Source organism: Stenotrophomonas genospecies 5 (genome assembly GCF_054473825.1).
Genome location: NZ_JBTMUW010000001.1, coordinates 2,387,918 through 2,413,170 on the forward strand (window position 1 = coordinate 2,387,918; position 25,253 = coordinate 2,413,170).

At 66.3% G+C, this 25,253-nt stretch carries 24 protein-coding genes and 1 tRNA gene; 11 read left to right on the forward strand and 14 right to left on the reverse strand.

Annotated features, from left to right (window positions below; translation table 11 throughout):
- Positions 1 to 52 precede the first annotated feature (52 nt).
- The 3 genes from pilB to ACX9OW_RS11045 form a co-directional block, all read right to left on the reverse strand.
- The gene (pilB, locus tag ACX9OW_RS11035) at positions 53 to 1,780 is read right to left on the reverse strand and encodes a type IV-A pilus assembly ATPase PilB (RefSeq protein WP_053517028.1); all 1,728 of its coding nucleotides are present in this window, start codon (positions 1,778 to 1,780) and stop codon (positions 53 to 55) included.
- Positions 1,781 to 1,791: 11 nt separating this feature from the next.
- Positions 1,792 to 4,839, reverse strand: coding sequence for a fused MFS/spermidine synthase (locus tag ACX9OW_RS11040; RefSeq protein WP_459062263.1), 3,048 nt, complete (start codon positions 4,837 to 4,839; stop codon positions 1,792 to 1,794).
- A gap of 158 nt (positions 4,840 to 4,997) precedes the next feature.
- Complete coding sequence (locus tag ACX9OW_RS11045) at positions 4,998 to 5,438, reverse strand: pilin (protein ID WP_111186751.1); 441 nt, start codon at positions 5,436 to 5,438, stop codon at positions 4,998 to 5,000.
- Positions 5,439 to 5,799: 361 nt separating this feature from the next.
- Between ACX9OW_RS11045 and ACX9OW_RS11050 the strand changes: the two genes are divergently transcribed.
- The 3 genes from ACX9OW_RS11050 to coaE are packed head-to-tail and all read left to right on the forward strand — an operon-like array spanning position 5,800 to position 8,551.
- Positions 5,800 to 7,059, forward strand: a complete 1,260-nt coding sequence (locus ACX9OW_RS11050; protein ID WP_065175778.1) for a type II secretion system F family protein — start codon at positions 5,800 to 5,802, stop codon at positions 7,057 to 7,059.
- Between the two features lie 6 nt (positions 7,060 to 7,065).
- Complete coding sequence (locus tag ACX9OW_RS11055) at positions 7,066 to 7,929, forward strand: prepilin peptidase (protein WP_053517036.1); 864 nt, start codon at positions 7,066 to 7,068, stop codon at positions 7,927 to 7,929.
- Between the two features lie 10 nt (positions 7,930 to 7,939).
- Positions 7,940 to 8,551, forward strand: coding sequence for a dephospho-CoA kinase (gene coaE, locus ACX9OW_RS11060; protein WP_459062264.1), 612 nt, complete (start codon positions 7,940 to 7,942; stop codon positions 8,549 to 8,551).
- Between the two features lie 54 nt (positions 8,552 to 8,605).
- On the opposite strand, the gene ACX9OW_RS11065 is transcribed toward coaE, so the two are convergent.
- From ACX9OW_RS11065 to ACX9OW_RS11110, 10 genes are all read right to left on the reverse strand, one after another.
- The gene (locus tag ACX9OW_RS11065; RefSeq protein WP_459062265.1) at positions 8,606 to 8,989 is read right to left on the reverse strand and encodes a hypothetical protein; all 384 of its coding nucleotides are present in this window, start codon (positions 8,987 to 8,989) and stop codon (positions 8,606 to 8,608) included.
- Between the two features lie 259 nt (positions 8,990 to 9,248).
- Complete coding sequence (locus tag ACX9OW_RS11070) at positions 9,249 to 10,616, reverse strand: sensor histidine kinase (protein WP_065181651.1); 1,368 nt, start codon at positions 10,614 to 10,616, stop codon at positions 9,249 to 9,251.
- Positions 10,579 to 11,256, reverse strand: coding sequence for a response regulator transcription factor (locus ACX9OW_RS11075; protein ID WP_053517044.1), 678 nt, complete (start codon positions 11,254 to 11,256; stop codon positions 10,579 to 10,581). The genes ACX9OW_RS11070 and ACX9OW_RS11075 overlap by 38 nt, the downstream gene beginning before the upstream one ends.
- An 8-nt stretch (positions 11,257 to 11,264) precedes the next feature.
- Positions 11,265 to 11,738 (reverse strand): hypothetical protein, encoded by a 474-nt coding sequence (locus ACX9OW_RS11080; RefSeq protein ID WP_065175768.1) that lies wholly within the window; start codon positions 11,736 to 11,738, stop codon positions 11,265 to 11,267.
- A gap of 89 nt (positions 11,739 to 11,827) precedes the next feature.
- Positions 11,828 to 12,304, reverse strand: a complete 477-nt coding sequence (locus tag ACX9OW_RS11085; protein WP_459062266.1) for a hypothetical protein — start codon at positions 12,302 to 12,304, stop codon at positions 11,828 to 11,830.
- Positions 12,305 to 12,557: 253 nt separating this feature from the next.
- On the reverse strand, positions 12,558 to 13,436 hold the full coding sequence (rimK, locus tag ACX9OW_RS11090; RefSeq protein WP_065181793.1) for a 30S ribosomal protein S6--L-glutamate ligase: 879 nt from the start codon (positions 13,434 to 13,436) through the stop codon (positions 12,558 to 12,560).
- A gap of 88 nt (positions 13,437 to 13,524) precedes the next feature.
- Entirely contained in the window at positions 13,525 to 14,682 is a 1,158-nt protein-coding gene (locus ACX9OW_RS11095) for a hypothetical protein (RefSeq protein WP_459062267.1), read from the reverse strand.
- Positions 14,683 to 14,712: 30 nt separating this feature from the next.
- On the reverse strand, positions 14,713 to 14,940 hold the full coding sequence (locus ACX9OW_RS11100) for a hypothetical protein (protein ID WP_459062268.1): 228 nt from the start codon (positions 14,938 to 14,940) through the stop codon (positions 14,713 to 14,715).
- 309 nt (positions 14,941 to 15,249) lie between these two features.
- Positions 15,250 to 15,323: transfer RNA gene (locus ACX9OW_RS11105), tRNA-Gly, on the reverse strand.
- A gap of 128 nt (positions 15,324 to 15,451) precedes the next feature.
- Positions 15,452 to 17,287, reverse strand: coding sequence for an autotransporter outer membrane beta-barrel domain-containing protein (locus ACX9OW_RS11110; RefSeq protein ID WP_459062269.1), 1,836 nt, complete (start codon positions 17,285 to 17,287; stop codon positions 15,452 to 15,454).
- 207 nt (positions 17,288 to 17,494) lie between these two features.
- Here ACX9OW_RS11110 and thiS point away from each other — a divergent pair, with 207 nt between their 5' ends.
- The 4 genes from thiS to ACX9OW_RS11130 all read left to right on the forward strand — a co-directional run bounded on the left by thiS (position 17,495) and on the right by ACX9OW_RS11130 (position 21,213).
- On the forward strand, positions 17,495 to 17,695 hold the full coding sequence (gene thiS / locus ACX9OW_RS11115) for a sulfur carrier protein ThiS (RefSeq protein ID WP_053517056.1): 201 nt from the start codon (positions 17,495 to 17,497) through the stop codon (positions 17,693 to 17,695).
- Positions 17,696 to 17,809: 114 nt separating this feature from the next.
- Entirely contained in the window at positions 17,810 to 18,604 is a 795-nt protein-coding gene (locus ACX9OW_RS11120; RefSeq protein WP_053517058.1) for a thiazole synthase, read from the forward strand.
- On the forward strand, positions 18,604 to 19,338 hold the full coding sequence (trmB, locus tag ACX9OW_RS11125; protein ID WP_053517060.1) for a tRNA (guanosine(46)-N7)-methyltransferase TrmB: 735 nt from the start codon (positions 18,604 to 18,606) through the stop codon (positions 19,336 to 19,338). The genes ACX9OW_RS11120 and trmB overlap by 1 nt, the downstream gene beginning before the upstream one ends.
- A 27-nt stretch (positions 19,339 to 19,365) precedes the next feature.
- Positions 19,366 to 21,213: an SLC13 family permease gene (locus tag ACX9OW_RS11130; RefSeq protein ID WP_053517063.1), complete on the forward strand. Its 1,848-nt coding sequence runs from the start codon at positions 19,366 to 19,368 to the stop codon at positions 21,211 to 21,213.
- Positions 21,214 to 21,506: 293 nt separating this feature from the next.
- On the opposite strand, the gene ACX9OW_RS11135 is transcribed toward ACX9OW_RS11130, so the two are convergent.
- On the reverse strand, positions 21,507 to 21,842 hold the full coding sequence (locus tag ACX9OW_RS11135; RefSeq protein WP_111186756.1) for a Rieske (2Fe-2S) protein: 336 nt from the start codon (positions 21,840 to 21,842) through the stop codon (positions 21,507 to 21,509).
- Positions 21,843 to 22,022: 180 nt separating this feature from the next.
- Here ACX9OW_RS11135 and ACX9OW_RS11140 point away from each other — a divergent pair, with 180 nt between their 5' ends.
- From ACX9OW_RS11140 to ACX9OW_RS11155, 4 genes are all read left to right on the forward strand, one after another.
- Positions 22,023 to 22,304, forward strand: a complete 282-nt coding sequence (locus tag ACX9OW_RS11140) for a hypothetical protein (RefSeq protein ID WP_128988456.1) — start codon at positions 22,023 to 22,025, stop codon at positions 22,302 to 22,304.
- A gap of 78 nt (positions 22,305 to 22,382) precedes the next feature.
- A complete protein-coding gene (locus ACX9OW_RS11145; protein WP_065181655.1) occupies positions 22,383 to 23,099 on the forward strand; it encodes a fumarylacetoacetate hydrolase family protein in 717 nt (238 codons plus the stop codon).
- A 52-nt stretch (positions 23,100 to 23,151) separates the two neighbouring features.
- Positions 23,152 to 23,556 carry a large-conductance mechanosensitive channel protein MscL gene (mscL, locus tag ACX9OW_RS11150; protein ID WP_053517072.1) on the forward strand — a complete coding sequence of 135 codons (405 nt, stop codon included), beginning with the start codon at positions 23,152 to 23,154 and terminating at the stop codon, positions 23,554 to 23,556.
- A 178-nt stretch (positions 23,557 to 23,734) separates the two neighbouring features.
- Positions 23,735 to 25,156 (forward strand): M28 family peptidase, encoded by a 1,422-nt coding sequence (locus ACX9OW_RS11155; protein WP_053517073.1) that lies wholly within the window; start codon positions 23,735 to 23,737, stop codon positions 25,154 to 25,156.
- Positions 25,157 to 25,253: the final 97 nt, after the last annotated feature.

Consider the following 25,253-nt stretch of genomic DNA (forward strand, 5'->3'; position numbering starts at 1 on the left):
GGTCGGATCCCTTTCCGCAGGAAAGGGCTCCGACCCCGCCAGCACAACCGCGTCAATCCTTGGTAACGCGATTGATCTCGGCCAGGCTGGTCACACCCGCCGCGACCTTCCTCAATGCCGACTGCCGCAGGTCATTGACCCCGATCGCCTGCGCGGCTTCGGCAATCTGCAGCGCATTGCCACCGGCCAGCACGATCGTGGCGATCTCGTCGGTCATCGGCATCACCTGGTAGATACCGGTGCGGCCCTTGTAACCCTCGGTGCATTCATCACAGCCCACCGCCTCATGCAGCTGGATGCCCTCATCCAGCTGGGCCTGGGTGAAGCCCTCGGCCAGCAATGCATGCTCCGGCAGCTGCGCCGGGCGCTTGCAGTTCGGGCACAGCCGTCGCGCCAGACGCTGGGCGATCACCAGGGTCACCGAGCTGGTGATGTTGTACGGCGCGATGCCCATGTTCATCAGGCGCGCGATGGTCTGCGGCGCGTCGTTGGTATGCAGGGTGGACAGCACCATGTGGCCGGTCTGCGCGGCCTTGATGGCAATCTCGGCGGTCTCCAGGTCGCGGATTTCGCCGACCATGATGATGTCCGGATCCTGGCGCAGGAACGAGCGCAACGCAGCGGCGAACGTCATGCCGCGCTTGTTGTTCTGCTGCACCTGGTTGACGCCGGGCAGCCGGATTTCCACCGGGTCTTCCGCCGTGGAGATGTTGCGCGTCTCGTCGTTGAGAATGCCCAGCGCGGTATACAGCGACACCGTCTTGCCCGAACCGGTCGGCCCGGTCACCAGCACCATGCCGTATGGCTTGTGGATCGCATCCAGGAACAGCTTCTGCTGGTCGGGCTCATAGCCGAGCTTGTCGATGCCCAGCTTGGCGGCACTGCCGTCGAGGATGCGCAGCACGACCTTCTCGCCGAACAGCGTCGGCAACGTGCTCACACGGAAATCGATCTGCTTGGACTTGGACAGGTTGAGCTTGATGCGGCCATCCTGCGGCACGCGCTTCTCGGCGATGTCCAGCTGTGCCATCACCTTCAGGCGCGCGGCGATGCGCTGGTTCAACTTCACCGGCGCGCGCGCGACCATCTTCAACAGCCCGTCGATGCGCAGGCGCACGCGGTAATCGTCTTCGTACGGCTCGAAATGGATGTCCGACGCGCCCTTGCGGATCGCATCGACCAGCACCTTGTTGACGAACTTCACCACCGGGGTGTCGTCGCCCTTGGCATCGATGCCGGAGTCGCCGCCCGCGCCATCCTCATCGCCCAGGCCCACGTCGAGGTTGGCCATCCCCTCATCGTCACCGCCCAGCGCGTCACCCAGCGTGTCGTGGCTGGCGTGCCACTGTTCCAGAGTGCGGCGGATCTGGTCCTCGTCGACCAGGATCGGCTCCACCACCAGGTTGGTGTGGAACTTGATCTCGTCCAGTGCGTGGGTCGGGTTGCTGGTGCCGACGAACAGCTTGCCGCCACGCTTGAACAGCGGCAGTACGTTGTGCTTGCGCAGCAGTTCCTCGCTGACCAGGCTCATCGCGTTCTGGCTGGCATCGAAGGTCGAGACGTCGAACAGCGGCATGCCGAACTCAACCGCATTGGCCGCGGCCAGCTGTGCTGCCCCCACCACCTTGTTCTGCGCGAACCACTGCGGCAGCGGCTGCCGCGCGGCGGCGGCCCGGGTCATGGCGTCGCGGGCGGTGGCCTCGTCCAGCGCACCATCCTGGACCAGGCGGCGCGCCAGCCCGGTGATGCCGACAAGGTTGGGGGATGAAACAACGCTCATGGGATTCCTCGTTACTCGTGCCCTGACGGCCGGAATTCAGTTTCAGAAACGGGTTGCCGGCCCATAGCGGCCAGGTAGCTCAGCAAACGCAGGGGTCCGTTTCCTCTCGCATCGGGCGCGAGCGCCTTCCAGTACTGGTCCGTCAGTTGCCGCGACGCCGTGGTATCCCCCAGCTGCCGCGCAGCGTGCTGCATTGCACCGAACAGATAATAGCCGGTGGCAGGGTCGGCCAGCAGCATCGGCGCATGCTCGCTGCCCAACAATCGCCGGCCTTCCGTGAGTACAGCGTGGTGGTCGTCGGTGGCCGCGGCGGCAACCAGGGCAAGGCTGGCGGACACGACGGGATCGGCCGGGGTGCAGTCCATCCAGTCGCGCTGCGCCCAGAGGGCCGCCCGCTGCGCTGCCGGCAGGAACGGGATCGTTTCTCCGGCCAGCACGAACAGCAGCCGGGTGGTTTCCATCGGAGATCCGTCCAGTTCGCAGCGCGCTGCCAGCCCACGCAGCGCCTGCGCACTCATCCAATCGGCATCCGCCGCATCCGTGGGCGCCTCGCCCTGCAGGAAGGCTGCTACGGCCCGTGCGGTCGGGCGTTTGTCATCCCGGCTGGACGCCGGTTGCGGCAGAGCCGCCGCAGCACCTGCCACCTGCCCCGTTGGCGGGGCGCTGACGATCCGCCAGGGGGCCGTCATCACCTGCTGGAAATCACGGGTGAACGCCCCCTGGAAACGTGCTACCGGAGCATTCAACTTCAAGGTCGGGAAGTAATCGGAATTGCGCGCGGCCGGATACAGAGGAACGAAGGCGCGCAGCGCTGCGTCATCCATGGACAGGGCGTTCTCCAGATCGGCCACCGAATGCACGCCGATCCGCGCCAGTTCCCCGCGCAGCTGCGGCTGCTGGAACAGGCTGCCCTTCATCGGCGGCAACGTGCCCTTCGGCGTCGCCACCAGGATCAGGTCGCCACGATTGGCCAGGTAAGCGCGCACATCGGAGAACTGTTCCAGCAGCCCCGCCAGTACCGAGCTGACCAGTTCGGGGGTGATCTCATACAGCTGCAGCCACTGCACGAACACGCCACCTTCGTTGAGCTGCTGTGGCACGAACGCATAGAACTCGTCGCTGAACAGCGCCGCCGTTCCACCCACCCAGGGATTGGACGGCTCGGAAATGATCAGATCGTACTTGCGCGGGCTGGCGGCGAAATAGGACTTCGCATCGTCGATCACCACGTGCGAGCGCGGGTCGTTGAAGGCGCGCTCGACACGCTCGCCGAACAGGCGCGCGCCCTCCACCATGGCCGGCTCGATCTCCACCGTTTCCACGCGCCCGACGCGCTGGTCGCCCAACAGCGTGTGCGTGCTGAGCCCGGATCCGAAACCGATCACACCGACGCGCTGGTAATCATCGCGCAGCGCCAACGGCAGAGCCGCCAGCAGGATCATGGTCGATTCGTCGCTGGTGGGTGCCTGTGCCATCGACACGGCCATGCCTGCATCCACTTTGCCGTTGGTGGCGATGGCACGCATGCGGCCGATCGGCTGAGTGCTCTCATACACCGCCACGGTGGCCGTCTGCCCATCGCGCGAGAACAGCATCGTGGCGGTATCCGCCAGACGGGCCGTGCCATGGCGGTACACCGACGAATTCAGCACCAGCGGATCGAAGCGGACCAGCACGACGGCCGCCACTACGCCAGCGACACCCAGCGCGCCAGCCTGCCACAGTGGCGAGCGCAGACGGCCCGGGGCCGCAAGCCGAAGGCGCTGCAGCAGCACCAGGCCCAGCACGATGTCGACCACCGCCGCGACCAGCAGCGCGTACTTCAGCCCCAGCAGCGGCATCAGCAGATGGATGGCCGCCAGCACACCGACGATCGCGCCGAGCGTATTGAACGCATAGGCCTGGCCGATCGCGCGCTCGCCCTGCCCGGCGCGCAGCAGCGCCAGGGTCAGCAGCGGCAGCGTCATGCCGGCGAAGAACGCCGCCGGGAACATCACCAGGCCGGCAATGGCGGCACTGGCCAGGTTGTACAGCACGTAACCATCCGCACTGCGCACGATGACCCGCATCAGCCAGCCGACCCAATCGAAGGCCTGCGCATAGACGAACATCGAGGCCAGCGCCGCCAGCCCCATCCACACCTGCACCCAGCCGGCCACGCGCAGGGGCGACGGCATCCGGTCGGCGCGGCGGCGCAGCCACAGGCCGCCGAAGGCGATGCCGAGGATGAACGCCGCCAGCATCAGCTCGAACGAATGCAGCGTGGTGCCGAGTGCGAGCGACAGCATGCGCACCCAGGTGATTTCGTAGACGAAGGATGACGCGCCGGTCGCCGCTGCGACCAGCAGCACCAGCCGCACCGGCACTGCAGTCTCCGGTCGTACGCCGCCGGCAGCCGACGCGGCGGAGGCCACTACCGCAGGCGCGCTGCCGTCGCGGGCCAGTGGATAGACCAGGATGGCCACCACGATGTTGAGCAGGCCGGCACTGAGGACGGTGCCCGGCAGCCCTACCGCCGGCAGCAGCGCGTAGGTCGCCACCAGGGCGCCGGCGGCCGCGCCCAGGCTGTTGGAGAAATAGAGCCCGGCCAGCACCTCACCCTGCGACCCGGGCTGCAGGCGCATGTAACCCGCACTCATCAGCGGGAAGGTCGCGCCCAGCAGGATGCATTGCGGCAACACCAGGGCCGTGGCCAGCGCCCAGCGCAGCGCCGTGGACGAGGTGCCCTCCATGCCCGGCATGAGGTGGGTGTACGCCCAACCGGTCACGCCCTGGAACAGCCCGTCGAAACCGATGCCCAGCACCCCGATCACCAGCTCGATGACCGCGTAGGCCAGCAGCGGCCGGCGCAGCAGCGTGCTGCGGCGGCTGACCAGCCACGCCCCCAGCGCCATGCCGCCCATGAACAGGATCAGCACCAGCGATTGCGCGTGCGAGGAATGCCCCAGGAACAGCCCCAGGTACTGCGTCCAGATGGACTGGTAGATCAGCCCGGCGAAGCCGGAGAGCACGAAGATCAGAAGCAGCCATGGGCCATGGCTGAATGAAGGACGGCGCATTGCGAACTCCCCAGTCGCACGGTCGATTTCAACAGAAGAACAAACTTCGCGGACTCAATGCAAGCGTGTGGCCAGGTAGGATCCGGTCAACCCGCAGCGCTGAAACGAAAACGGGGAGCCTGGGCTCCCCGTTTCCGTATGCGAGCAGCGAACGCCAATTACTCGGCGGCTGCGGCCTCACCCTGGCACGAACCCGGGCGGTACTTCGAAGCGATGGAACCTTCGCAGGTCCACTTCGGGATGACGCCATTCGCCACGTTGCTGTCGTCGGCCTTCAGCGTGATGGTATCGCCATTGATGTCGTCAGCAATGTTACGCGCGGTCGCGGTGATGGTCTTGGTGGTCGCATCCCATTCCAGCTTGTCCACATACTGGGTCTGCTGGAAATCCGGCTCCCAGGTGGCCGGCGGCAGGGCATTGTTGCTGGCTACGTATTCCGACACGTCGGTACGCAGCGAAGAAGCCGCAAGGATCACTTCCGAGACCTTGGCCTTCTTGGTGTAGTTCGAGTAAGCCGGCAGCGCGATGGCGGCCAGGATGGCGATGATCGCAACGACGATCATCAGTTCGATCAGGGTGAAGCCCTTCTGGTTCTTCATGGTGGTACGTCCCCAAGTAGTGGTGGTTGATTTTCCGGGTACGGCAACCGGCCGGCCAGATGACCGGATGAGCAGGCTGCCCGCCCCCGCGGGTGGATCAACGCAGGTTGCGTGCCAATCTCCCATGGCCACGCCTCGCCCGATTTCCCCGCGCCAATGATGGCAGCTATTTCGCGGATGGGAACCCCCCTGCTCCGAATCTGCGATGGACGCGGCAATGTGACGCAGCGCGTCACCTTCCGCCTCGACGCGTCGAAAACCCTGCACGCCGTCACGCCGGCAGGCTCCCCGGACGGGTCTGAACCAGCTACCATCGCCGCTCAGGATGCCCGCCTGGGGATGGCGGGCCTGGGGAGCCAACATGTCTGTGAGTCGCAGTGCGATCAAGAAGGAGCCCGTGGCCCGCGCCACGATGGAGCTGCAGCCGTTTGTCTGGGAGGGGACCGACAAGCGGGGCATAAAGATGAAGGGCGAGCAGCTGGCGAAGAACGCCAACCTGCTGCGCGCCGAACTGCGCAGGCAGGGCATCAGCCCGGGCCAGGTCAAACCCAAGCCGAAGCCGCTGTTCGGTGCGGCCGGCAAGCCGGTCTCTCCGAAGGACATCGCGTTCTTCAGCCGGCAGATGGCCACGATGATGAAGTCCGGCGTGCCGATCGTGTCGGCGCTGGAGATCATCGGCAGCGGGCACAAGAACCCGCGCATGAAGAAGATGGTGGACACGATCCGCACCGACATCGAGGGCGGCTCGTCGCTGTACGAGGCCATCAGCAAGCATCCGGTGCAGTTCGATGAGCTCTACCGCAACCTGGTGCGGGCCGGCGAAAGCGCCGGTGTGCTGGAGACCGTGCTGGACACCATCGCCTCCTACAAGGAAAACCTGGAGGCGCTGAAGGGCAAGATCAAGAAGGCGCTGTTCTACCCGGCCATGGTGCTGGTGGTGGCGTTCCTGGTCAGCACGATCCTGCTGGTCTGGGTGGTCCCGCAGTTCGAGGAAGTCTTCCAGAGCTTCGGCGCCGACCTGCCGGCATTCACCCAGATGGTGGTGAACCTGTCGCGGTTCATGGTGTCGTGGTGGTGGCTGATCGCCATCGTCGCCATCGGCGCGGTGGTGGCGATCGCCATGACCTACCGGCGATCGGAGAAGATGCAGCACACCGTCGACCGGCTGATCCTGAAGGTCCCGGTCATCGGGCAGATCATGCACAACAGTGCGATCGCCCGCTTCTCCCGCACCACGGCGGTGACCTTCAAGGCCGGCGTGCCGCTGGTGGAGGCGCTGGGCATCGTCGCCGGCGCCACCGGCAACAAGGTCTACGGCGAGGCGGTGCTGCGCATGCGCGACGACGTTTCGGTCGGCTATCCGGTCAACATGGCGATGAAGCAGCTGAACCTGTTCCCGCACATGGTGATCCAGATGACCGGCATCGGCGAGGAGGCCGGCGCCCTTGACACCATGCTGTTCAAGGTCGCCGAATACTACGAGCAGGAGGTCAACAACGCCGTGGATGCCTTGAGCAGCCTGCTGGAACCGATGATCATGGTGTTCATTGGTACCATTGTTGGCGGCCTGGTCATTGCGATGTACCTGCCGATCTTCAAACTGGGCGCCGTCGTCGGATAAAAATACATGGCTTTTCTCGACCAGCACCCCGGCCTCGGCTACCCCGCCGCGGCCGGACTGGGACTGCTGCTGGGCAGTTTCCTCAATGTTGTCATCCTGCGCCTGCCCAAGCGGCTGGAATGGCAGTGGAAGCGCGATGCGCGCGAAGTGCTGGAGGAACCGGACTTCTACGAGCCGCCGCCGCCGGGCATCGTGGTCGAGCCGTCGCACTGCCCGCATTGCAAGCACAAGCTGTCCTGGTACGAGAACATCCCACTGTTCAGCTGGCTGATCCAGGGGGGCAAATGCCGCCACTGCAAGGCGCCGATCTCGCTGCAGTACCCGCTGGTGGAAGCGATGACCGCCCTGCTGGTGCTGGCCTGCGTGTGGCAGTTCGGCTTCGGCTGGCAGGGCTTCGGCGCCATCGTGCTGACCTGTTTCCTGATCGCGCTGTCCGGCATCGACCTGCGCACCCAGCTGCTGCCCGACCAGCTGACCCTGCCCCTGATGTGGCTGGGCCTGATCGGCAGCATCGACAATCTGTACATGCCCGCCAAGCCGGCCCTGGTCGGCGCGGCCGTGGGCTATCTGTCGCTGTGGACGGTCTGGTGGCTGTTCAAGCAGCTGACCGGCAAGGAGGGCATGGGCCATGGTGACTTCAAGCTGCTGGCGGCGCTCGGCGCCTGGTGCGGCCTGAAGGGCATCCTGCCGATCATCCTGCTGTCCTCGGTGATCGGCGCCATCGTCGGTTCGATCTGGCTCTACAGCCGGGGACGCGATCGCGCCACGCCGATTCCGTTCGGCCCGTACCTGGCCATCGCCGGCTGGTTGTTCTTCATGTGGGGCGAACCGCTGGTGGAGCGCTACCTGGCCCTGAGCGGCCTGCGCTGAGGGGGCCGCCGTGAGCCGCTACGTGGTCGGCCTGACCGGCGGCATCGCGGCCGGCAAGAGCGAAGTGACGCGGCGCTTCGAAGCGCTGGGCATCGTGGTGGCCGACGCCGATCTGGCCGCCCGCGCGGTGGTGGCCACCGGCAGCCCGGCACTGGCCCGCATTGCCGACCGGTTCGGCACGGACATGCTGCTGGCCGATGGCAGCCTGGACCGGGCGCGCCTGCGCACCCATGTCTTCGCTGACCCGGCCGAACGGACGGCACTGGAAGCCATCACCCACCCCGCCATCCGCCTGTTGATGCAGCAGCAGTGCACGCAGGCGCCGAGCCCGTACGCCATTGCTGCGATTCCGCTGCTGACCGAGGTGGGCGGCCGCCAGGCCTATCCATGGCTGGACCGGATACTGCTGGTGGATGCACCGGAAGCCGTACAGCACGCCCGGCTGATGCAGCGCGATGGCATCGACGCCGCCCTGGCCGACCAGATGATCGCCGCCCAGGCCAGCCGCGCGCAGCGCCGGGCAGTGGCCGATGACGTGGTGGTCAACGATGGGCAGCCGGACGACCTGCAGGCGCAGGTGGAGGCGCTGCACCAGCGCTATCTGGCACTGGCCGCGGGCTGACCCGCCGGGCACGTGCCCGGCGTTGCAGAATCGTCGTGGCAGTGCCCCCGACCATCACTGCAATGTGGCTGTCCCCCTGATTCTCTCGGCCTGCAGCTGCTGCTGCACGTGACACGTCAGTTCCCGCGCGGCCAGAATCAGGCCTTCCATCGCGCCCGGTGGCAGCACGTTCTGCTGGCCACCCCGCGTGCGCGCGATGTGCGCGGCGTACATCACCCGGGTCAGGGTGCCGAGACCTTCGACGGCGCGCCTGAGATCGGCAGGCTGCGCTGCGTCGGCGCTGACGCCGCCGGCGTCGACTGGCGTCTGCTGGGCCGGCATCTGGCCGTCGCAGCGGGACAGTACGTCCTCGACGCGCTGGGCGACGTCCGGAGACAACTGGCTGATCGAATCACCGACCAGTTGATGCAGCTTGGGGTAACGGATGCGATGCGACATGGCGATGCTCCTGGCAGCCGGCAGAGTGCGCGGACTGGCATCTTGGCCATCTGCACGTCCGGCAATCAGGAGGTAAAAGCGTCAACTGCCCTATAACTATCCGGAACCGTGAGATCGGACACGCAGCGGACGCGGCAGAGCGTGCGCGCGCCGGGTGTCTGGCCGTGCAGAACAGATGCGTTCATGCCGTTAGCGACAGCGACGCCCTGGAAGAGGCGTCCCTGCAGGGCCGGGCCCTGCTCCGCAGGCAAAGGATCTGCTACAGCGGCCTGGGCGAGAACGTCAGCGTTGCGATCACGCCCCGCTCGCCCCCCGGGCGCACGCTGACCTGCCAGCCGTACAGGTCGCAGAGGCGGCTGACGATCGACAGGCCGATGCCGCCGCCCTGCGAGTGGCCCGCGTGCGTACCGCGGTAACCGCGCTGGAACAGCTTGGCCGCATCTTCCTCGCTCAGGCCCGGACCACTGTCGGTGACCGAGACCGAGTTCGCCCCTACGTGCACGCGCACTTCGCCATCCTGCGAGTACTTCACCGCGTTGCCGATGAGGTTGCCCAGGGCCACCGAAAGCGCGGCCTCGGGCGCGTCGATCACCAGGTTGCGCTCGCCCTCCAGTGCCAGTTCCAGCGGCTTGCCACCCAGCTGCGCGCGGTGCGCGTCCAGCAGCTGCTCGGCCACACGGGCAACATTGCTGGTGCCCTGCCCCCGCTCGTTCCGCGACAGCAGCAGCAAAGCGCCGATCAGATCACTGCACTGCTGCTCGGCACGCTGGATGCGCTGCAGGCGCTGCAGCACCTTTTCATCCAGGCCGGGACGGGTCAGCAGCAGCTCGGTGGCGCCGCGGATCACCGCCAGCGGCGTGCGCAGTTCGTGGCTGACGTCCGCATTGAACTCACGGTCGCGCTGCACCACTTCGGTCAATCGCGAGGAGTAGTCGTCCAGCGCCTGGGCCAGCTGGCCCACTTCGTCGTCGGGGAAGCGCGGCGCCAGCGGCTCAGGCTCGCTGGTGCCGCCCCGGTAGGCGCGCAGGCGGGCCGCCAGGTCCGATACCGGCTTCATCACCTTCGAGGCCGACCACCAGCCCAGCACCAGCGACAGCAGGCTGAACACCAGCACCGACAGCACCAGTGCGCGGTTGAGCTGCTTGCCACCGCGCATGCTGTCGGTCATGTCATAGGCGAGGAAGAACCAAGCGTCGGGCGTTTTTCGCACGGCCAGCTTGTAGGAATAGGGCTCTCCGTGTTCATCGCCACTGACGCTGTGGATGCCATCGGCAAAGCCCGCCCATTGCGCGCGCTCTTCGCGCACCCGGTCGAACTTGTCCTTGGAATACGCGTACGCCCGGATCTGCAGCACCGGCGCATCCGGGTTGTGCCCGGGATGCTCGTAATAGCGCCGCGCATACTCGTCGATGTTGCGGTTCATCAGCTCCTCCACCAGCTGGTTCTCCACGCGCAGGCGTGCCCAGTTGGTAGCGAACGCGAACAGTGTTGTCAGGCAGAAGCCCAACAACACGAATGACACGATGATTCGACTGCGCAGGCGGCGCCGATACGGCGTGCGCCGGCGCTCCCCCTTGGTTGCCACGGGATCAGCTTTCCGGGGTGGCGATGCGGTATCCGATGCCATGGCGGGTCTGGATCAGCGGCACTTCGAACGGCTTGTCGACCACGGCACGCAGACCGTGGATATGGACGCGCAGCGAATCCGAGTCGGGCAGCTCCTCGCCCCACACGCGGGTTTCCAGTTCCTGGCGGGTGACCACGGCCGGCGCCGCTTCCATCAGCGCCTGCAGGATTTTCAGTGCGGTCGGGTTGAGCTGCAGCAGCTTGCCCTGGCGGCGCACTTCCAGCGTGTCCAGGTTGTACTCCAGGTCGCCGGTTTCCAGCACGCGGGTCTGCACCCCCTTGCCACGTCGGGACAGCGCGTTCAAACGCACTTCCACTTCCTGCAGCGCGAACGGCTTGATCAGGTAGTCGTCCGCACCGGAATCAAAACCCGCCAGCTTGTTGTCCAGCGAGTCACGAGCGGTCAGCATCAGCACCGGGGTCTGCTTGCGTGCTTCGTTGCGAAGCTTGCGGCAGACCTCGATTCCGTCCATTCCCGGCAGGTTGAGATCCAGCACGATCGCGTCGAACTCGTGCACTACGGCCAGATGCAGTCCGGTCACGCCATCGGCGGCGAAGTCCACGGTGTGGCCCCGGTCCTCGAGGTAGTCGCCCAGATTGGCCGCAATGTCGCTGTTGTCTTCGATTACCAGGATTCTCACTGTCACCTCTAGTTGACGAATTTTCCGACGCGCTGGGCCTGGCCCATATCACGCTGTGCCTTGTCCTTCTGCCGGGCGCGCTCGGCGACAGTCATGCACTGCGTCGTGTGCCGGTTCGAACCCGTGGCTTTCTCACGTTGGCATATTAGACGACTATCTTCACGTGACTGTGTCAAAACCGTGTTCACGACCTGCTGGTCGTTGATGACATCGGTTCGTACCCGTTCAGGCATCAGATCCCGGTTCGGGTACTGCTCCACGGCAGCGCGCAGGCGCACCAGCGCTTCGCGGACCCGGCTGCGGTCGGCCATCGTCAGTTCGCTGTAGGTCTCGCCGTCGTTGAGTTCGACTTCGATGCGCTCGAGCTGCTGCTGCAGCGGCTTGCCGGAGGCAAAGACCTCGCCGCCCTGCTTGGATGCGGAGGCGGTGGCGGCCAGGGCCAATCCGGAGAACAGGAGCGCAGGCAAAAGGAGGGACTTCATGGCAAACGGATCCTTGTCTGAGTTGAGAGCCGACTGTATTCGCACCACCTTCACGCCAGCAAGTGCCACGCGTGGGGGCGGCGGACGGCCTAGCGGTTGCTGGCAGGGTTGAGATTGTTGAACGTGCGCTGGTCATTGATCAGCGCCTTGCCCTTTTCTTCGATGCGGCGACGTTCGGCGACAGTGAGGCAACGGCCCTTGGGCATGTTGCTGCCGGTGGTGCGCTGGTAGGTGCAGACCTGGCGGCTGTCGTCGTGCGCGCGGGCGAGCAGCTGGTTGACCCGCTCCTGGTCGTTGAACACCAGCGCCTGTACCTGCGGCGGCAGCTCATCGACCCGCTGCCGGTCCCCCATGCGCTGGGTGATGCGGGCCAGCGCCTGCTGGATCTGGCTGCGGTCATCGGCGCTCAGTTCGGCGTACTCCGGCGCCTGTAGCGCCTTCTCGACCTGTTGGACCTGGCCGGCAACCGGAGCCTGGCGATCCATCTGCAGGGCGCTCTTCTCTGTCTTGGCGACAGCAGCGCCCGACAGGCACAGCACCAACGCGATCATCGTGACGCGATACATCGCCTACCTCCCGGTCCATCGGAACGAAGGCCCAACTCTACGAGCGCCTCCGGGCCGCCACAAGTGGCGCGTGGCCTACGGACGCGCATAAAAAAGGCCCAGGCGGTGCACCCGCCTGGGCCTGAAGTCGTATCCCGATACCGATCCTGCTGAGAGGCAGAGCTGCGGTTCGCTGAAGCCTACGCCCGCACCGATTAAAGGCATGTTAAAGCAGCGTCTCGCCGCCCAAAGAGAATCTCAACTTACTGAAAAATCAGGATTTTTTCAGCTTCTCGACGTGCTCGATGATGCGCATGGCCACGTCCACCCCGCAGGCTGCCTCGATGCCTTCCAGGCCCGGGGTCGAGTTGACCTCCAGCACCAGCGGGCCCCGCTGCGAGCGGATCAGGTCGACGCCGCAGACCGACAACCCCAGTGCCTTGGCCGAGCGCACCGCGACCTGCTGTTCGGCGCGGCTGGCCTTGGCCGCCACGGCGGTGCCGCCGGCGTGCAGGTTGGAGCGGAAGTCGCCTTCCGGTGCCTGCCGCTGCATCGAGGCCACCACCTGGTCGCCGACCACGAAACAGCGCAGATCGGCCCCCTTGGCCTCACCGATGAACTCCTGCATGAGGAAGTTGGCATACAGGCCACGCAGCGCCTCGACGATCCCGCGCGAGGCACTGGCCTTTTCGGTCAGGATCACGCCGCGCCCCTGCGTTCCCTCGTTGAGCTTCACCACATGCGGCGGCGGCCCCAGCATCGACAGCAGATCGACGGTGTCATCGGGGTTGTCGCCGAACACCGTGACCGGCATGTCGATGCCTTTGGCCGCCAGCAGCTGATGCGCGCGCAGCTTGTCGCGCGAGCGCAGGATCGCGTCGGACGGATTGGGCGTACGCGCGCCCATCAGCTCGAACTGGCGCAGGACCGCAGTGCCATATCGCGTGATCGACGCACCGATGCGCGGAATGACCATGTCCACACCGGTCATCGGCCGCCCTTTGTAGTGCATCGAGAATCCGTCGGCAGCGATGCGCATGTAGCAGCGCAGCGGATCGAGGATGCGCACCGTGTGGCCGCGCGCACGCCCCGCCTCGACCAGCCGGCGGGTGGAATACAGGGAGCTGTTGCGGGACAGGATGGCGAGCTTCATCGCGGCGGGATCGGTCGGCAGGCGCGCAGCATAGCGCGGCCGTGTGGCGGGCGGATGATTGCCTCAGGTGCGTGAAGGAGGCCGCCGATCAGCGACGTGGTACGCGGAGTGTGAAGCGTCCGTTGCGTGCATGCACGATCAGCGCTGTCTCCCGCCACTCCAACGCCAGCTCCAGCCATGCATAGGTGACAGCTTGGCGATGCATCGTACTGCCGTCCCACGTCTCAGTGTAGGCCTCACACTGCACGATGCCATCATCGCTCACGTCCAGCACATCCACCGAGACGAATTCACGGGACGTCCCCACCCTTGCCCACGCGCTCGTGCTCATGGCCAGCCACCGACCATGCTGGTGGACCAGCCAGATGCCCCCGAGCGGCCGCATGTCCTCGCGCAACACTACGCCGTGCACCACCAGGCATTGGTTGCCGGGACTGACCATCACCCGCTTCAAGTCGCAGACATGCCGCTCACTGTCGACATTGTCCAGCTGCAGCGCATAGGGCCTTACCTTGCAGAACAGCTCAGGGTGGGCCGTCAGGCGCAGATCGTCCGGCAACAGCAGCGAAGCCCGCAGAATGCGGCCGTCGGGCAGCACATGGCGCAGCTGCGAGAGCGGAGGGTCGGCCAACGCCGGATGATCGGGTGCCAGCCACAGCCCATGGTAGGCCTGCAGTTGCGTCCGCTCGCCAAGCAGGCTGCACACCCAGTCGGCGGCAGCACGATCACCGTACTGCCACCGGTGCCCATCCAGGGCTTGCTGAAGTTCATGCGGCGGTAGACCGGGCAGTTGCATCAGCACCTTGCGCCGCTCGTCGTAAACCATCACGACCTGGCGGTATCGGATCCAGGCGTGAGCAAGGCGCAACGATGTGCCTTCCAGATCAATCCACCCAGCGCTGCAGCCCTGGCCCCCTGAAACGTCGATACCATCGACGATGGCGCCGTCACGCAACATCTGCGTGCTGGAAACGGGCCCTCCCATACCAATCTCACCGTAATCCAACAGCACATCGTCAGAGGGCGGCTCCGTAGCGAAGGGCTGCAGCGGCTCCGAGCGCAGCGTCGCGCCTCCGGCGTCAGCCCCGATGCGCGGGAAACGCTGCAACACGCTGCCGACGGCGCCGCCGGCCACCAGTCCAGCCACCACACCCAACGGCGACCACCACACGATGCACACCGCCACCAGCATCAGCAACGGCAGCCATTCGATGATGAGCCGCAACGCGGTACGGGTCAGGGCCATGCAGGTCAGCCGCCGCAAAGTGTCTGGCAGCTATCGAAGACCGGCTCTCTTGGCCAGCACGAATGCCAGAAGCCCGAATGCAACCGCTGCGCCCTCCAGAAGATGTGAGGGGAAAAAGCCAAGAAAGATGTTCGCGCTCGCCAGAAACGCCGCAATGGCGGCAAGAAACGCAAACACAATCACGCCAACAGGCCGAACCGGCATAACAGGATCGGGGCCACGGCCAACTTCCTGCTTCGACTGCTCATTGTGTTCCATCACATGACTCCGTGTATGTGCGCCCCCAAAACTACGGGACGCCGGATGTGATTGCCATCCTCCCCTGTTCCAACCTCCAGCCGACGCGATTCTGGCGGACTGCGGGTGCCCAGTGGACACGGGCGGCTCAGGTCAAAAGCGACAGAAACTGCGTTCACCTGGAACCGCGGGATCATCCGGAAATTCATCGCGCGGTCCTGAGCGGCTACGCGTGGGCCCAGAGAGGGCACAGGCTGCTTCTTCGCGCTGAATCGCGGAGCGGTCTGGATATTGCGGAGCGCCGGAAATGGCGCAAACCGTTGGGAGACATGGAGCGGGCGAAGGGAATCGAACCCTCGTCAGTAGCTTGGGAAGCTACAGCTCTACCATTGAGCTACGCCCGCGTCGCGTGGTGAAAGTCTATGCGGTCGGGCCGGTGTTGCGCAATGGTGGCCACCGCATGCGCCGGGCATGGCCCGACGCTGCCATGCAGCCTTCCCAGGCCCTTGCGGGGCCTGGGAAGGTGCGTTCGTCAGAAACTGCCGCTGAAGCTGGCAAACAGCGTCGCGTCACGTGCACGCTTCTGCGCGGTGGAGGTGCTCAGGCCGATGTTGCTCTGCAGCCCGAACAGCTCCGTGCGGGCGCCCAGCACCACGGTGGCGTAGTCCTTGTCGAACTTCAGGCCCGGCACGCGGTAGCTGCCCAGCTCCGGCAGGGACTGCAGCCAGGCGCTGGCCTGCTTGGTGTCTTCGAACTCGTGGTCGTAGGTGGCCTGCACGTAGGGCTTGAAGGTGCCGCCATCGAAGCGCGCCTGCCAGCCGATGCGACCGACAGTGGAGTCCAGCTCCTGGTTGTTGTAACCCAGCGCAGTGGCCAGCGTGCCGGCGTCGGCGCTCTCGGTATAGCCGTCGATCTTCACCTTCTGCCAGATCACGGCAGCCACCGGACCGTGGCGGAAGCCGCCCTCGGTGCCGAACTCGTACCCCGCATTGATGGCGGCGGTGAGATTGCTGCCATCTGCCGAACCGCCATGCTCACGGGTGGCCGGACCCAGCTGCACCTTGCGGGTCACGTCGTAGTCGAGCCAGCTGTAGCTGACCTGCCCGTTGACCCAGGCACGCTCGCCGTACCAGCCAGCGAACAGGCCCAGCGTGGTGTCGGACTGGGTGAAATCGCCGCGGCTGTTGCCGAAATCGGCATCCATGCGTCCATATCCACCGAAGCCGCCAAAGACCATGCCGTCACGCGACCAGTCGACACCGAACAGGCCGGCCGGCGCCAGGCCGTCGTAGAGATCGGCGTGGTCATAACGCTGCATGTCGCCGCGCACACCGCCCCACCACGACAGGCCGTCAGCCGGACGACCGCCCAGATGCATGCCGACCTGGTCGGCGCGCGAACGGCCGATGGTCTGCGCCGAATGGCTGAGCACCTGCTGCAGGCGCGGGCCTTCCAGCACGGATACCGCGTACTGGCCCAGCAGTGCATGGCCTGCCGTGGTCGGATGCACGCCGTCGGCGAACAGGTAGGTCTTCGCGGCATCCGGGCTGACGTAGGACGTCGGGTTGCAGCCGATGATGCTCTGCGTCGAATTGGCCGGGTCGATGGTGCAGGCCGTGCTGGTGACGTTGGTGAAACCGTACATGGCCGGATTGGCGGCCACTTCACTGAGCACCGTGAAGGTATCCAGCGGGATGAATTCGATGCCCGCCTGCTTCAGCCCGCCATACAGGGCGTTGTTGTAGCCGGCCGACAGCGCGGTGGCGGCGGCGGCATTGGGGCCACGGAAGGACGGCGTCAGGCCGACGTTGGGCAGGTTCGGCACCAGCACGTACTGGGCGCCCGCCTGCTTCAGCGCGCCGACCAGGGCGATCTGGTCGGTGACGGCCGCGCCGATGATGGCCTGCGCCTGTGCCGGCGCCGCAGCGGCCGCGAACAGGTCGTTGGCGCCGCCCCAGACGGTGTACAGCGCGTTGGCATCGGCTTTGCCGCCATTTGCGGCCAGGTAGCGGGTGAGTTGCGTCTTCAGCGACGGAATGGGCCCCAGGGCACCACTGACCTCCACCGACACGCGCGCACCGCCGGCGGCATAGTTGTCGCCGTTCTGGCCATTGCCGTTGGGCGTACCATTCAGGCCGTAGTAGTTGGCGACCTGCTGCGACCAGACCCAGCCCGGATTGGTGGTGAACTGGCCGGTGACCTGCTGTGTTGCCGGGGGCAGCAGCGGCCGGAAATAGCCCGCGTCGGTCAGGCTGTCGCCGAAGAACACCGCGTGCGAGTAAGGGGATTCGCCTGCCATGGCCGGAACCGCGGCCAGTGCGATCGCGGCCGCCATCAGGGAGCGGATCGGGCGTTTGCTGAGCAGCATGTAAAGAACTCCTGTGGGGACGTCATTGAGGATCCGGCGTGCGTACGCCGGCGCACGGTGAATGGTTTCACCGCACCGACGATTGCTCACGCTGCGCCGCCGCATGAATTGCCGCGCAGCCCGCCAATCGCAGGCTGCGCCGATGCGGGCGCCGTGCGGAGGAACGGATGGTTTCCGTCCTGACGGGCCATACGCGACAATGCCGCCATGAACATCCAGCTCAACGGCGAACCCCGCACCCTGCACGCTTCGGCAACCCTCCATGACCTGCTCGAGGCCGAGCAGCTGCTGCAGCGCCGGGTGGCGGTCGAGGTCAATGGCGAGATCGTCAGCCGCAGCCGCCATGGCGAGCACCGCCTTGCCGAAGGTGACGTGGTGGAGATCGTGCACGCCCTGGGTGGGGGTTGAGGCACGACGCCCGCGCTGCGCGCTCGCCGGGAGGCAGGCGCTGCCCCTGCGCCTGCCTCCCGGCGGCATCGAAGTGACGACCCCATCTTCAGGCGGATAAGCGATAATCGCGCCATGAACGTTCATGTCTCCCCCGATTCGCTGGTGATCGCCGGCAAGACCTACGGCTCGCGGCTGCTCACCGGCACCGGCAAGTTCAAGGATCTGGAAGAAACCCGCCTGGCCACCGAGGCCGCTGGCGCCCAGATCGTCACCGTGGCCATCCGCCGCACCAACATCGGGCAGAACCCCGGCGAGCCGAACCTGCTGGACGTGCTGCCGCCGGAGCGCTTCACCATCCTGCCCAACACCGCCGGCTGCTACACCGCCGAAGACGCGGTGCGCACGTGCCGCCTGGCCCGTGAACTGCTGGACGGCCACAACCTGACCAAGCTGGAAGTGCTGGGCGACCAGAAGACCCTGTACCCGGACGTGATGCAGACCCTCAAGGCCGCCGAACAGCTGGTCAAGGATGGCTTCGAGGTCATGGTCTACACCTCCGACGACCCGATCCTGGCCAAGCGCCTGGAAGAGATCGGCTGCGCTGCGGTGATGCCGCTGGCCGCGCCGATCGGTTCGGGCCTGGGCATCCAGAACAAGTACAACCTGCTGCAGATCATCGAAGACGCCCGGGTGCCGATCATCGTCGATGCCGGCGTCGGTACGGCATCGGATGCGGCGATCGCGATGGAGCTGGGCTGCGATGGCGTGCTCATGAACACGGCCATTGCCGGCGCGCGCAGCCCGGTGCTGATGGCCAGCGCGATGCGCAAGGCGGTCGAAGCCGGCCGTGAGGCGTTCCTGGCCGGGCGCATCCCGCGCAAGCGCTACGCCAGCGCGTCGTCGCCGGTGGATGGGTTGATCGGCTGATGACCAATCCTTTCGACAGCGCTGGGTCCAAGGCCCCGCCCAAGCCGTTCACCGTCAGCGAGGGGCGCCGCGAGGTGCGCAGTTTCGTGCTGCGCCAGGGCCGCTTCACGCCTGCCCAGCAGCGCGCGTTCGACGAACGCTGGCCGCGCTTCGGCCTGGATTACAGCGGCCAGCCGCGCGACCTGGACGCCACCTTCGGTCGCCCGGCGCACAAGGTGCTGGAGATCGGCTTCGGCAACGGCGCTGCACTGCGCTTTGCTGCCCAGCATGACCCGTCGCGCGACTACATCGGCATCGAAGTGCACGCGCCCGGTGTCGGCCGCCTGCTGAACGCCCTGGCCGACGACAACGCCGACCACGTGCGCCTGTACCACCATGACGCGGTGGAAGTATTGCAGAACGAGATCGCCGATGGCGCGCTCGATGAAGTGCGCATCTACTTCCCGGACCCGTGGCACAAGAAGCGCCACAACAAGCGCCGCCTGCTGCAGCCGGCCTTCGCAGAGCTGCTGGTGCGCAAGCTGCGTGCGGGCGGCCGCCTGCACTGCGCCACCGACTGGGAAGACTACGCCGAACAGATGTGGGACGTGCTCGATGCGACCGCCGGCCTGGTCAACCGGGCCGGTCCGCGGGGCAGCGTGCCGCGCCCGGAATGGCGGCCGCAGACCCACTTCGAGACCCGCGGCCAGAAGCTCGGCCATGGCGTCTGGGACCTGTTGTACGACCGCACCTGACGATCGCCCGAGGACGCCGCGCCCCACATGGATACCGCGCTGACGCTGACCAACGACATGAAGCTCGTACTCGGGCTGGTCGGCTTCACGATGGCGATGTTCCTGTTCGAGCGGATCCGCGCCGACGTCGTCGCGCTGGTGGTGCTGGTGGTACTGGGTGTCACGGGCCTGATCGCCCCGGAGGAAATCTTCGGCGGCTTCTCCGGCAACGCGGTGATGAGCATCATCGCCACCACCATCCTCGGTGCGGGCCTTGACCGCACCGGCGCACTGAACCGGCTCGCGGCCTGGCTGCTGCGACGCGGACATGGCATCGAGCAGCGCCTGCTGATGATGACCACGGCCATCGCCGGCCTGAACTCGTCCTTCATGCAGAACCCGTCGGTGATGGCGCTGTACCTGCCGGTCGCCTCGCGGTTGGCGGCACGTACCGGGCTGACCATGCAGCGGCTGCTGCTGCCGATCTCGGCGGCGATCGTGATGGGCGGTGCGCTGACCATGGTCGGCAACTCGCCGCTGATCCTGCTGAACGACCTGCTGGCCTCGGCCAACAACAACCTGCCCTCCGGCCTGGCCAGCATCGAGCCGCTGCGCATGTTCGCGCCGCTGCCGATCGGCGTGGCGCTGCTGATCGCCTCGCTGCTGTACTTCCGCTATTACGGCGACCGCAAGCTGATCGAGGAAGAGACCCTGGTCAACGATGGGGTCACCCCGGCCCGTACCGAGAGCTACTTCGCCAAGACCTACGGCATCGAAGGCGATGTGTTCGAACTGGTGGTCACCGCCGAAAGCCCGCTGGTCGGCATGACCCTGGGCGAGGCCGAGAGCCTGCATGACGCGCCGCTGCTGCTGGCGCTGAAGACCGGCAACGATACGCGGCTGGCGCCACCGGCGGAAATGCGCATCTGGGTGGGCAGTGTGCTGGGCGCGATGGGTCCGCGCGAGCAGATCGGCGATTTCGCCCAGAACCAGTTCCTGCGCATGTCCTCGCGGCTGAAGCACCTGGGCGACCTGTTCAATCCCAGCCGCGCGGGCATTTCCGAGGCGGTGGTGCCGCCGACCTCGAACGTGATCGGCAAGAGTGCGGCCGACCTGCGCCTGCGCAAGGAGCGCGGCATCAGCCTGCTGGCGATCAACCGCGACAAACAGGTGATCCGCGAGGACGTGCGCGACGTGCAGCTGCGCGCTGGCGACATGCTGGTCTTCCACAGCATCTGGACCGACCTGGCGCAGGCCGCCAAGAGCCGTGACTTCGTGGTGGTCACCGACTACCCGACCGGCGAACAGCGCCCGCACAAGTTCAAGATCGCCATGGCGATATTCGCGCTGACGATCCTGATCGCGCTGACCAGCAAGCTTCCGGTAGCGCTGACCCTGATGACCGGCGTGGCCGGCATGTTGCTGACGGGCGTGCTGCGGATGGACGAGGCCTATGCCTCGATCAACTGGAAAACCGTGTTCATGATGGCCGGACTGATCCCGCTCGGCTGGGCGATGGACTCCAGCGGCGCGGCGGCCTGGGTCGCCGGCCACACCATCGACAAGCTCCCCACCGGCATACCGGTGTGGGTGCTGGAGCTGGCCCTGGCGCTGCTGACAACGGTGTTCTCGCTGGTGATCAGCCATGTCGGCGCAACCATCGTGATGGTGCCCATCGCGGTGAATCTGGCGCTGGCGGCGGGTGGCAACCCCACCGCGTTCGCACTGATCGTGGCGCTGTCGGCCTCCAACAATCTGATGACGGCCTCCAATCCGGTCATCTCGATGATCACCGGCCCGGCCAACTACACCCCGCGCGAGATGTGGCGGGTCGGCGGACCGTTGTCGCTGATCTACACCTGTGTGGTGGTGCTGATGATCAACCTGATGTTCTGAAGGTCGGGTTCATCGGCAGGGCTGCGCCCTGCACCCCGGTAGTGCCGGCCGCTGGCCGGCAACCTCAACGGCAAAAGCGTGCATTTCGTGGGAAGGCGGGGTGGGTCCGACAGATTTCTGCGATCTGCCAGAACAGCGTCGTGCACCGCTTTGGTAGGTGTCGACCTTGGTCGACACGGTAGATCCACGCTATGCGTGGATGCCTTTGCAGAGTCGAGCCATGCTCGACTGCTCCTGGCTTGATGGGTCAGAGCCGTTCTCCTACGGAAAACGGAGCCGCCCCCTAGCCGGCCTCAGGCCAGGTAGACCTGCCCATCACGCACGTCCACCGGCACCGCGCGCAGGCGGTCGCCCTTGCAGGGGCCGGCGATGCAGTCACCGCTGTCCAACGCGAACGAGGCGCCGTGGGCGGCGCAGACCAGATGCCCCTCGCGGCTCTTCAGGAACTGCCCCGGCGCCCAGTCCAGGCGACGGCCGGCATGCGGGCAGATGTTCAGGAAGGCGCGCACCTGTACGCCGTCGCGATACAGCAGCAACGACTCGGCATCGCCCTCGACCACTGCCTCGACCTCGGCAAACGCACCATCGGCAATGGCATCAAGGGCGATCAGGGCAACAGCGGCAGTCATGGCGAAGGCTCGGACAGTAAAGAAGCATTGTCGCACGCCTGCTCAGGTGACTGGCTGCAGGATGAACACAAGTCATTGATTCGTAATAAGCACAGGCTATATTTAACGAGTTTTTCACTCAATGACAGTGCGGGCTCCCGATACTCTGGTTTCGCTGATTTCCCAGCCTATCGAGCCGCCATGTTCAATCGCGATTCCGCCTTCAACCAGTTCCGCACCCTGTTCGCGCCGCGCAAGCCGCGTCACCCGCTGGTGCGCGTTGCCGTGGGCCTGCTCGGCCTGGCGATCCTGGCCGCGATGGTGTTCATCGGCGTGTTCGTCGGTGCGGCGATGATCCTGGTCGGCCTGGCGTGGAAGCTGCTGGCCTCGCGCAAGGCGGGTGCAGCCCGACCGGCCGACCCGACCGTGGTCGAGGGCGAGTACCGGGTGGTGCGCAAGCCGGTGCTGCCGGCCTCGCGCTGAGCCCTGCCGGCCGGCGTGCCCGCTGACGGCGGGCGCCATGCGTTCTAGACTGCGGGCATTCCCTTCCTGGATGCCCGCATGTCCGACGTTTCCGATGTGATCCCTGCACCTGCCACGCCGCGTGTTCCGGTGGTGGGCGGTGGCAGCTTCCCCGTGCACCGCGTCTACTGCGTGGGTCGCAACTTTGCCGACCATGCGCGCGAAATGGGAGCCGCGGTGCCGGCGGCCGACGACCGCGGCCGGCCGATGTTCTTCAGCAAGCCTGCCGATGCGCTGGTGGTCGGCCATGACGATGCCATCCCCTATCCGCCCGCGACGGCCAATCTGCATCACGAAGTGGAGCTGGTGGTGGCCATCGGCCGTGATGCCCCGGCCGGCGAGCTTCCCGTGGCCGATGCCGAAGCGCTGGTGTACGGCTATGCCGTCGGCCTGGACCTGACCCGCCGCGATCTGCAGGCGGCCGCCAAGGAGAAGGGCCATCCCTGGGACGCCGCCAAGGGCTTCGATGCCTCCGCACCGATCAGCGAAATCGTGCATGCCGGCGAAGTGGGCGATCTGGCGGCGCTGAACCTGTCGCTGGAAGTCAACGGCGAAGTGCGTCAGCAGGCCCTGCTGGACCAGATGATCTGGAACGTGCCGGAAATCCTGCACGAGTTGTCCAAGCTGTGGCAGCTGCGCGCCGGTGACCTGGTGTTCATGGGCACGCCGTCCGGAGTGGCCGCACTGAAGCCGGGCGACCGTTTCAGCGCGCGCCTGGAAAACGTGGCCGAGCGCCACGGCGTGATCGCCGGCTGACACCACCTGCGCTACTCTGCGCGCTGTCCACATCCCCCACAGGAGAAAACACATGGGAGTGCTCACCGAATTCAAGGAATTCGCGATGCGCGGCAACGTCATCGACCTCGCCGTCGGCGTGGTGATCGGCGCCGCCTTCGGCAAGATCGTCACTGCACTGGTCGAGAAGATCATCATGCCGCCGCTGGGCCTGCTGATCGGCAAGGTGGACTTCTCGCAGCTGGCGTGGACGCTGTCGCCGGCACGCATCGGGCCGGACGGCAAGGAGATTCCGGCGGTGGTGATCGGCTACGGTGATTTCATCAACACCCTGATCCAGTTCGTGATCGTGGCGTTCGCCATTTTCCTGGTGATCAAGGTCATCAACCGTCTGTCGCGCAAGAAGGAAGCCGCTCCCGCCGCCCCGGCCGAGGAAGTGGTGCTGCTGCGCGAGATCCGCGACAGCCTGAAGAAATAAGGCGTAGCGCCGGGCCGTACCCGGCGAGCCCGCCGCATGTGAAAGCCCCGCTCCGGCGGGGCTTTCGCTTTGCCGGATGTGGCGGAAAACAGCGTTCGCTCCGGACATGACCTCCCGCCCATGCGCGCGTCTGAACGACTGTTAAGCTCCAAGGCTTGGTCCCTTCCCGGAGTTGTCCATGCGTCGCCGCGTCCTTGCCATCGCATCCTCCCTTGCCCTGCTGGCCGCCCCGGCCTTCGCGGCACCGCGCGCCACTACCCTGCCCCCGGCGTCGCTGGCCACGGCCGCGCAGCTGCGCGATCAGGCCCTGGCCGATGACACCGGCTGGAAGGTGGTCGAGTCGCTGACCACCGAAATCGGTCCACGCATCGCCGGCAGCGAAGCCGACGCGCGTGCGGTCGCCTGGGCCGAAGCCAAGTTCAAGGCCTTGGGTTTCGACAAGGTCTGGAAAGAACCGGTGACCTTCCCGAAGTGGGAGCGCCGCAGCGAACACGCCGCCGTGACCGGCAGGAACCCGCAGCCGCTGCAGATCACCGCACTGGGTGGCAGCCCGGGCGGTACCGTTGAAGCAGAGGTTGTGCGCTTCGCCGACCTGGCCGCGCTGCAGGCTGCGCCCGCCGGTTCATTGAAGGGCAAGATCGCCTTCGTCGATTACCAGATGCTGCCGTTCCGCGATGGCCGCGACTACGGCCGTGGTGGCGCGATCCGCAGCAAGGGACCTTCCGAAGCGATCCGCAAGGGCGCCGTCGGCTTCCTGATGCGCTCGGCCGGCACCGATTCGCACCGCGTGCCGCACACCGGCATCACCCGATTCGATGACGGCCTGACCCCGGTACCGTCCGCGGCCCTGTCGGTGCCCGATGCCGACCAGCTGGCACGTCTGCTGGCACGTGGCAGCACTACGGTGAAAGTCGCGCTGGACTGCGGCTGGGACGGTACGGCGACCTCCTACAACGTGATCGGCGAGATCACTGGCCGCACCCTGCCCAAGGAAGTCGTGGTGATCGGTGGCCATCTGGATTCGTGGGATCTGGGCACCGGTGCCGTCGATGACGGCGCAGGTGTCGGCATCACCATGGCCGCGGGGCATCTGATCGGCCAGCTCAAGCAGGCCCCCAAGCGCACGATCCGGGTGATCGCGTTCGCCAACGAAGAGCAGGGGCTGTACGGCGGCAAGGCTTACGCCGAAGCACATGCAAAGGACGTGGCGCTGCACCAGCTGGCTGCCGAGAGCGATTTCGGTGCCGGCCGCATCTATGCGTTCAATACCGGCTCGCCAAACCCGGAAGGCTCGCGCGAAGCGACCCGGCAGATCGCCGAGGTGATGAAGCCGCTGGGCATCGAGTACGCAGCCGACAAGGGCGGCCCGGGGCCGGATATCGGCCCGCTGGCGGCCAAGGGTGGCGCCTGGGCGTGGCTGGCACAGGATGGTTCGGACTACTTCCACCTGCACCACACCGCCGACGACACGCTGGACAAGATCGACCCGAAGGCGCTGGCGCAGAATGTGGCGGCATACACCGTATTCGCCTACCTGGCCGCAGAAGCCGACGGCAACTTCGGCAGTGAAGCCAAAGCGACCACACCGCCGAACGAGTGAGGGGGCCACGCCGGGCGATGCCCGGCGGGTGCAGCGGGAAAGGAGGTGCGGACCGAGGTCCGCACCCACCAGAGGGGATCGCACCCACCAGGCTGGG

Excerpts from the sequence above, each read along its gene's own strand:
- pilB (WP_053517028.1), bottom strand. The coding sequence starts at position 1,780 with ATGAGCGTTGTTTCATCCCCCAACCTTGTCGGCATCACCGGGCTGGCG.
- ACX9OW_RS11040 (WP_459062263.1), bottom strand. The coding sequence starts at position 4,839 with ATGCGCCGTCCTTCATTCAGCCATGGCCCATGGCTGCTTCTGATCTTC.
- ACX9OW_RS11045 (WP_111186751.1), bottom strand. The coding sequence starts at position 5,438 with ATGAAGAACCAGAAGGGCTTCACCCTGATCGAACTGATGATCGTCGTT.
- ACX9OW_RS11050 (WP_065175778.1), top strand. The coding sequence starts at position 5,800 with ATGTCTGTGAGTCGCAGTGCGATCAAGAAGGAGCCCGTGGCCCGCGCC.
- ACX9OW_RS11055 (WP_053517036.1), top strand. The coding sequence starts at position 7,066 with ATGGCTTTTCTCGACCAGCACCCCGGCCTCGGCTACCCCGCCGCGGCC.
- ACX9OW_RS11065 (WP_459062265.1), bottom strand. The coding sequence starts at position 8,989 with ATGTCGCATCGCATCCGTTACCCCAAGCTGCATCAACTGGTCGGTGAT.
- ACX9OW_RS11070 (WP_065181651.1), bottom strand. The coding sequence starts at position 10,616 with ATGGCATCGGATACCGCATCGCCACCCCGGAAAGCTGATCCCGTGGCA.
- ACX9OW_RS11080 (WP_065175768.1), bottom strand. The coding sequence starts at position 11,738 with ATGAAGTCCCTCCTTTTGCCTGCGCTCCTGTTCTCCGGATTGGCCCTG.
- ACX9OW_RS11085 (WP_459062266.1), bottom strand. The coding sequence starts at position 12,304 with ATGTATCGCGTCACGATGATCGCGTTGGTGCTGTGCCTGTCGGGCGCT.
- rimK (WP_065181793.1), bottom strand. The coding sequence starts at position 13,436 with ATGAAGCTCGCCATCCTGTCCCGCAACAGCTCCCTGTATTCCACCCGC.
- ACX9OW_RS11095 (WP_459062267.1), bottom strand. The coding sequence starts at position 14,682 with ATGGCCCTGACCCGTACCGCGTTGCGGCTCATCATCGAATGGCTGCCG.
- ACX9OW_RS11100 (WP_459062268.1), bottom strand. The coding sequence starts at position 14,940 with ATGGAACACAATGAGCAGTCGAAGCAGGAAGTTGGCCGTGGCCCCGAT.
- ACX9OW_RS11110 (WP_459062269.1), bottom strand. The coding sequence starts at position 17,287 with ATGCTGCTCAGCAAACGCCCGATCCGCTCCCTGATGGCGGCCGCGATC.
- thiS (WP_053517056.1), top strand. The coding sequence starts at position 17,495 with ATGAACATCCAGCTCAACGGCGAACCCCGCACCCTGCACGCTTCGGCA.
- ACX9OW_RS11120 (WP_053517058.1), top strand. The coding sequence starts at position 17,810 with ATGAACGTTCATGTCTCCCCCGATTCGCTGGTGATCGCCGGCAAGACC.
- trmB (WP_053517060.1), top strand. The coding sequence starts at position 18,604 with ATGACCAATCCTTTCGACAGCGCTGGGTCCAAGGCCCCGCCCAAGCCG.
- ACX9OW_RS11130 (WP_053517063.1), top strand. The coding sequence starts at position 19,366 with ATGGATACCGCGCTGACGCTGACCAACGACATGAAGCTCGTACTCGGG.
- ACX9OW_RS11135 (WP_111186756.1), bottom strand. The coding sequence starts at position 21,842 with ATGACTGCCGCTGTTGCCCTGATCGCCCTTGATGCCATTGCCGATGGT.
- ACX9OW_RS11140 (WP_128988456.1), top strand. The coding sequence starts at position 22,023 with ATGTTCAATCGCGATTCCGCCTTCAACCAGTTCCGCACCCTGTTCGCG.
- ACX9OW_RS11145 (WP_065181655.1), top strand. The coding sequence starts at position 22,383 with ATGTCCGACGTTTCCGATGTGATCCCTGCACCTGCCACGCCGCGTGTT.
- mscL (WP_053517072.1), top strand. The coding sequence starts at position 23,152 with ATGGGAGTGCTCACCGAATTCAAGGAATTCGCGATGCGCGGCAACGTC.
- ACX9OW_RS11155 (WP_053517073.1), top strand. The coding sequence starts at position 23,735 with ATGCGTCGCCGCGTCCTTGCCATCGCATCCTCCCTTGCCCTGCTGGCC.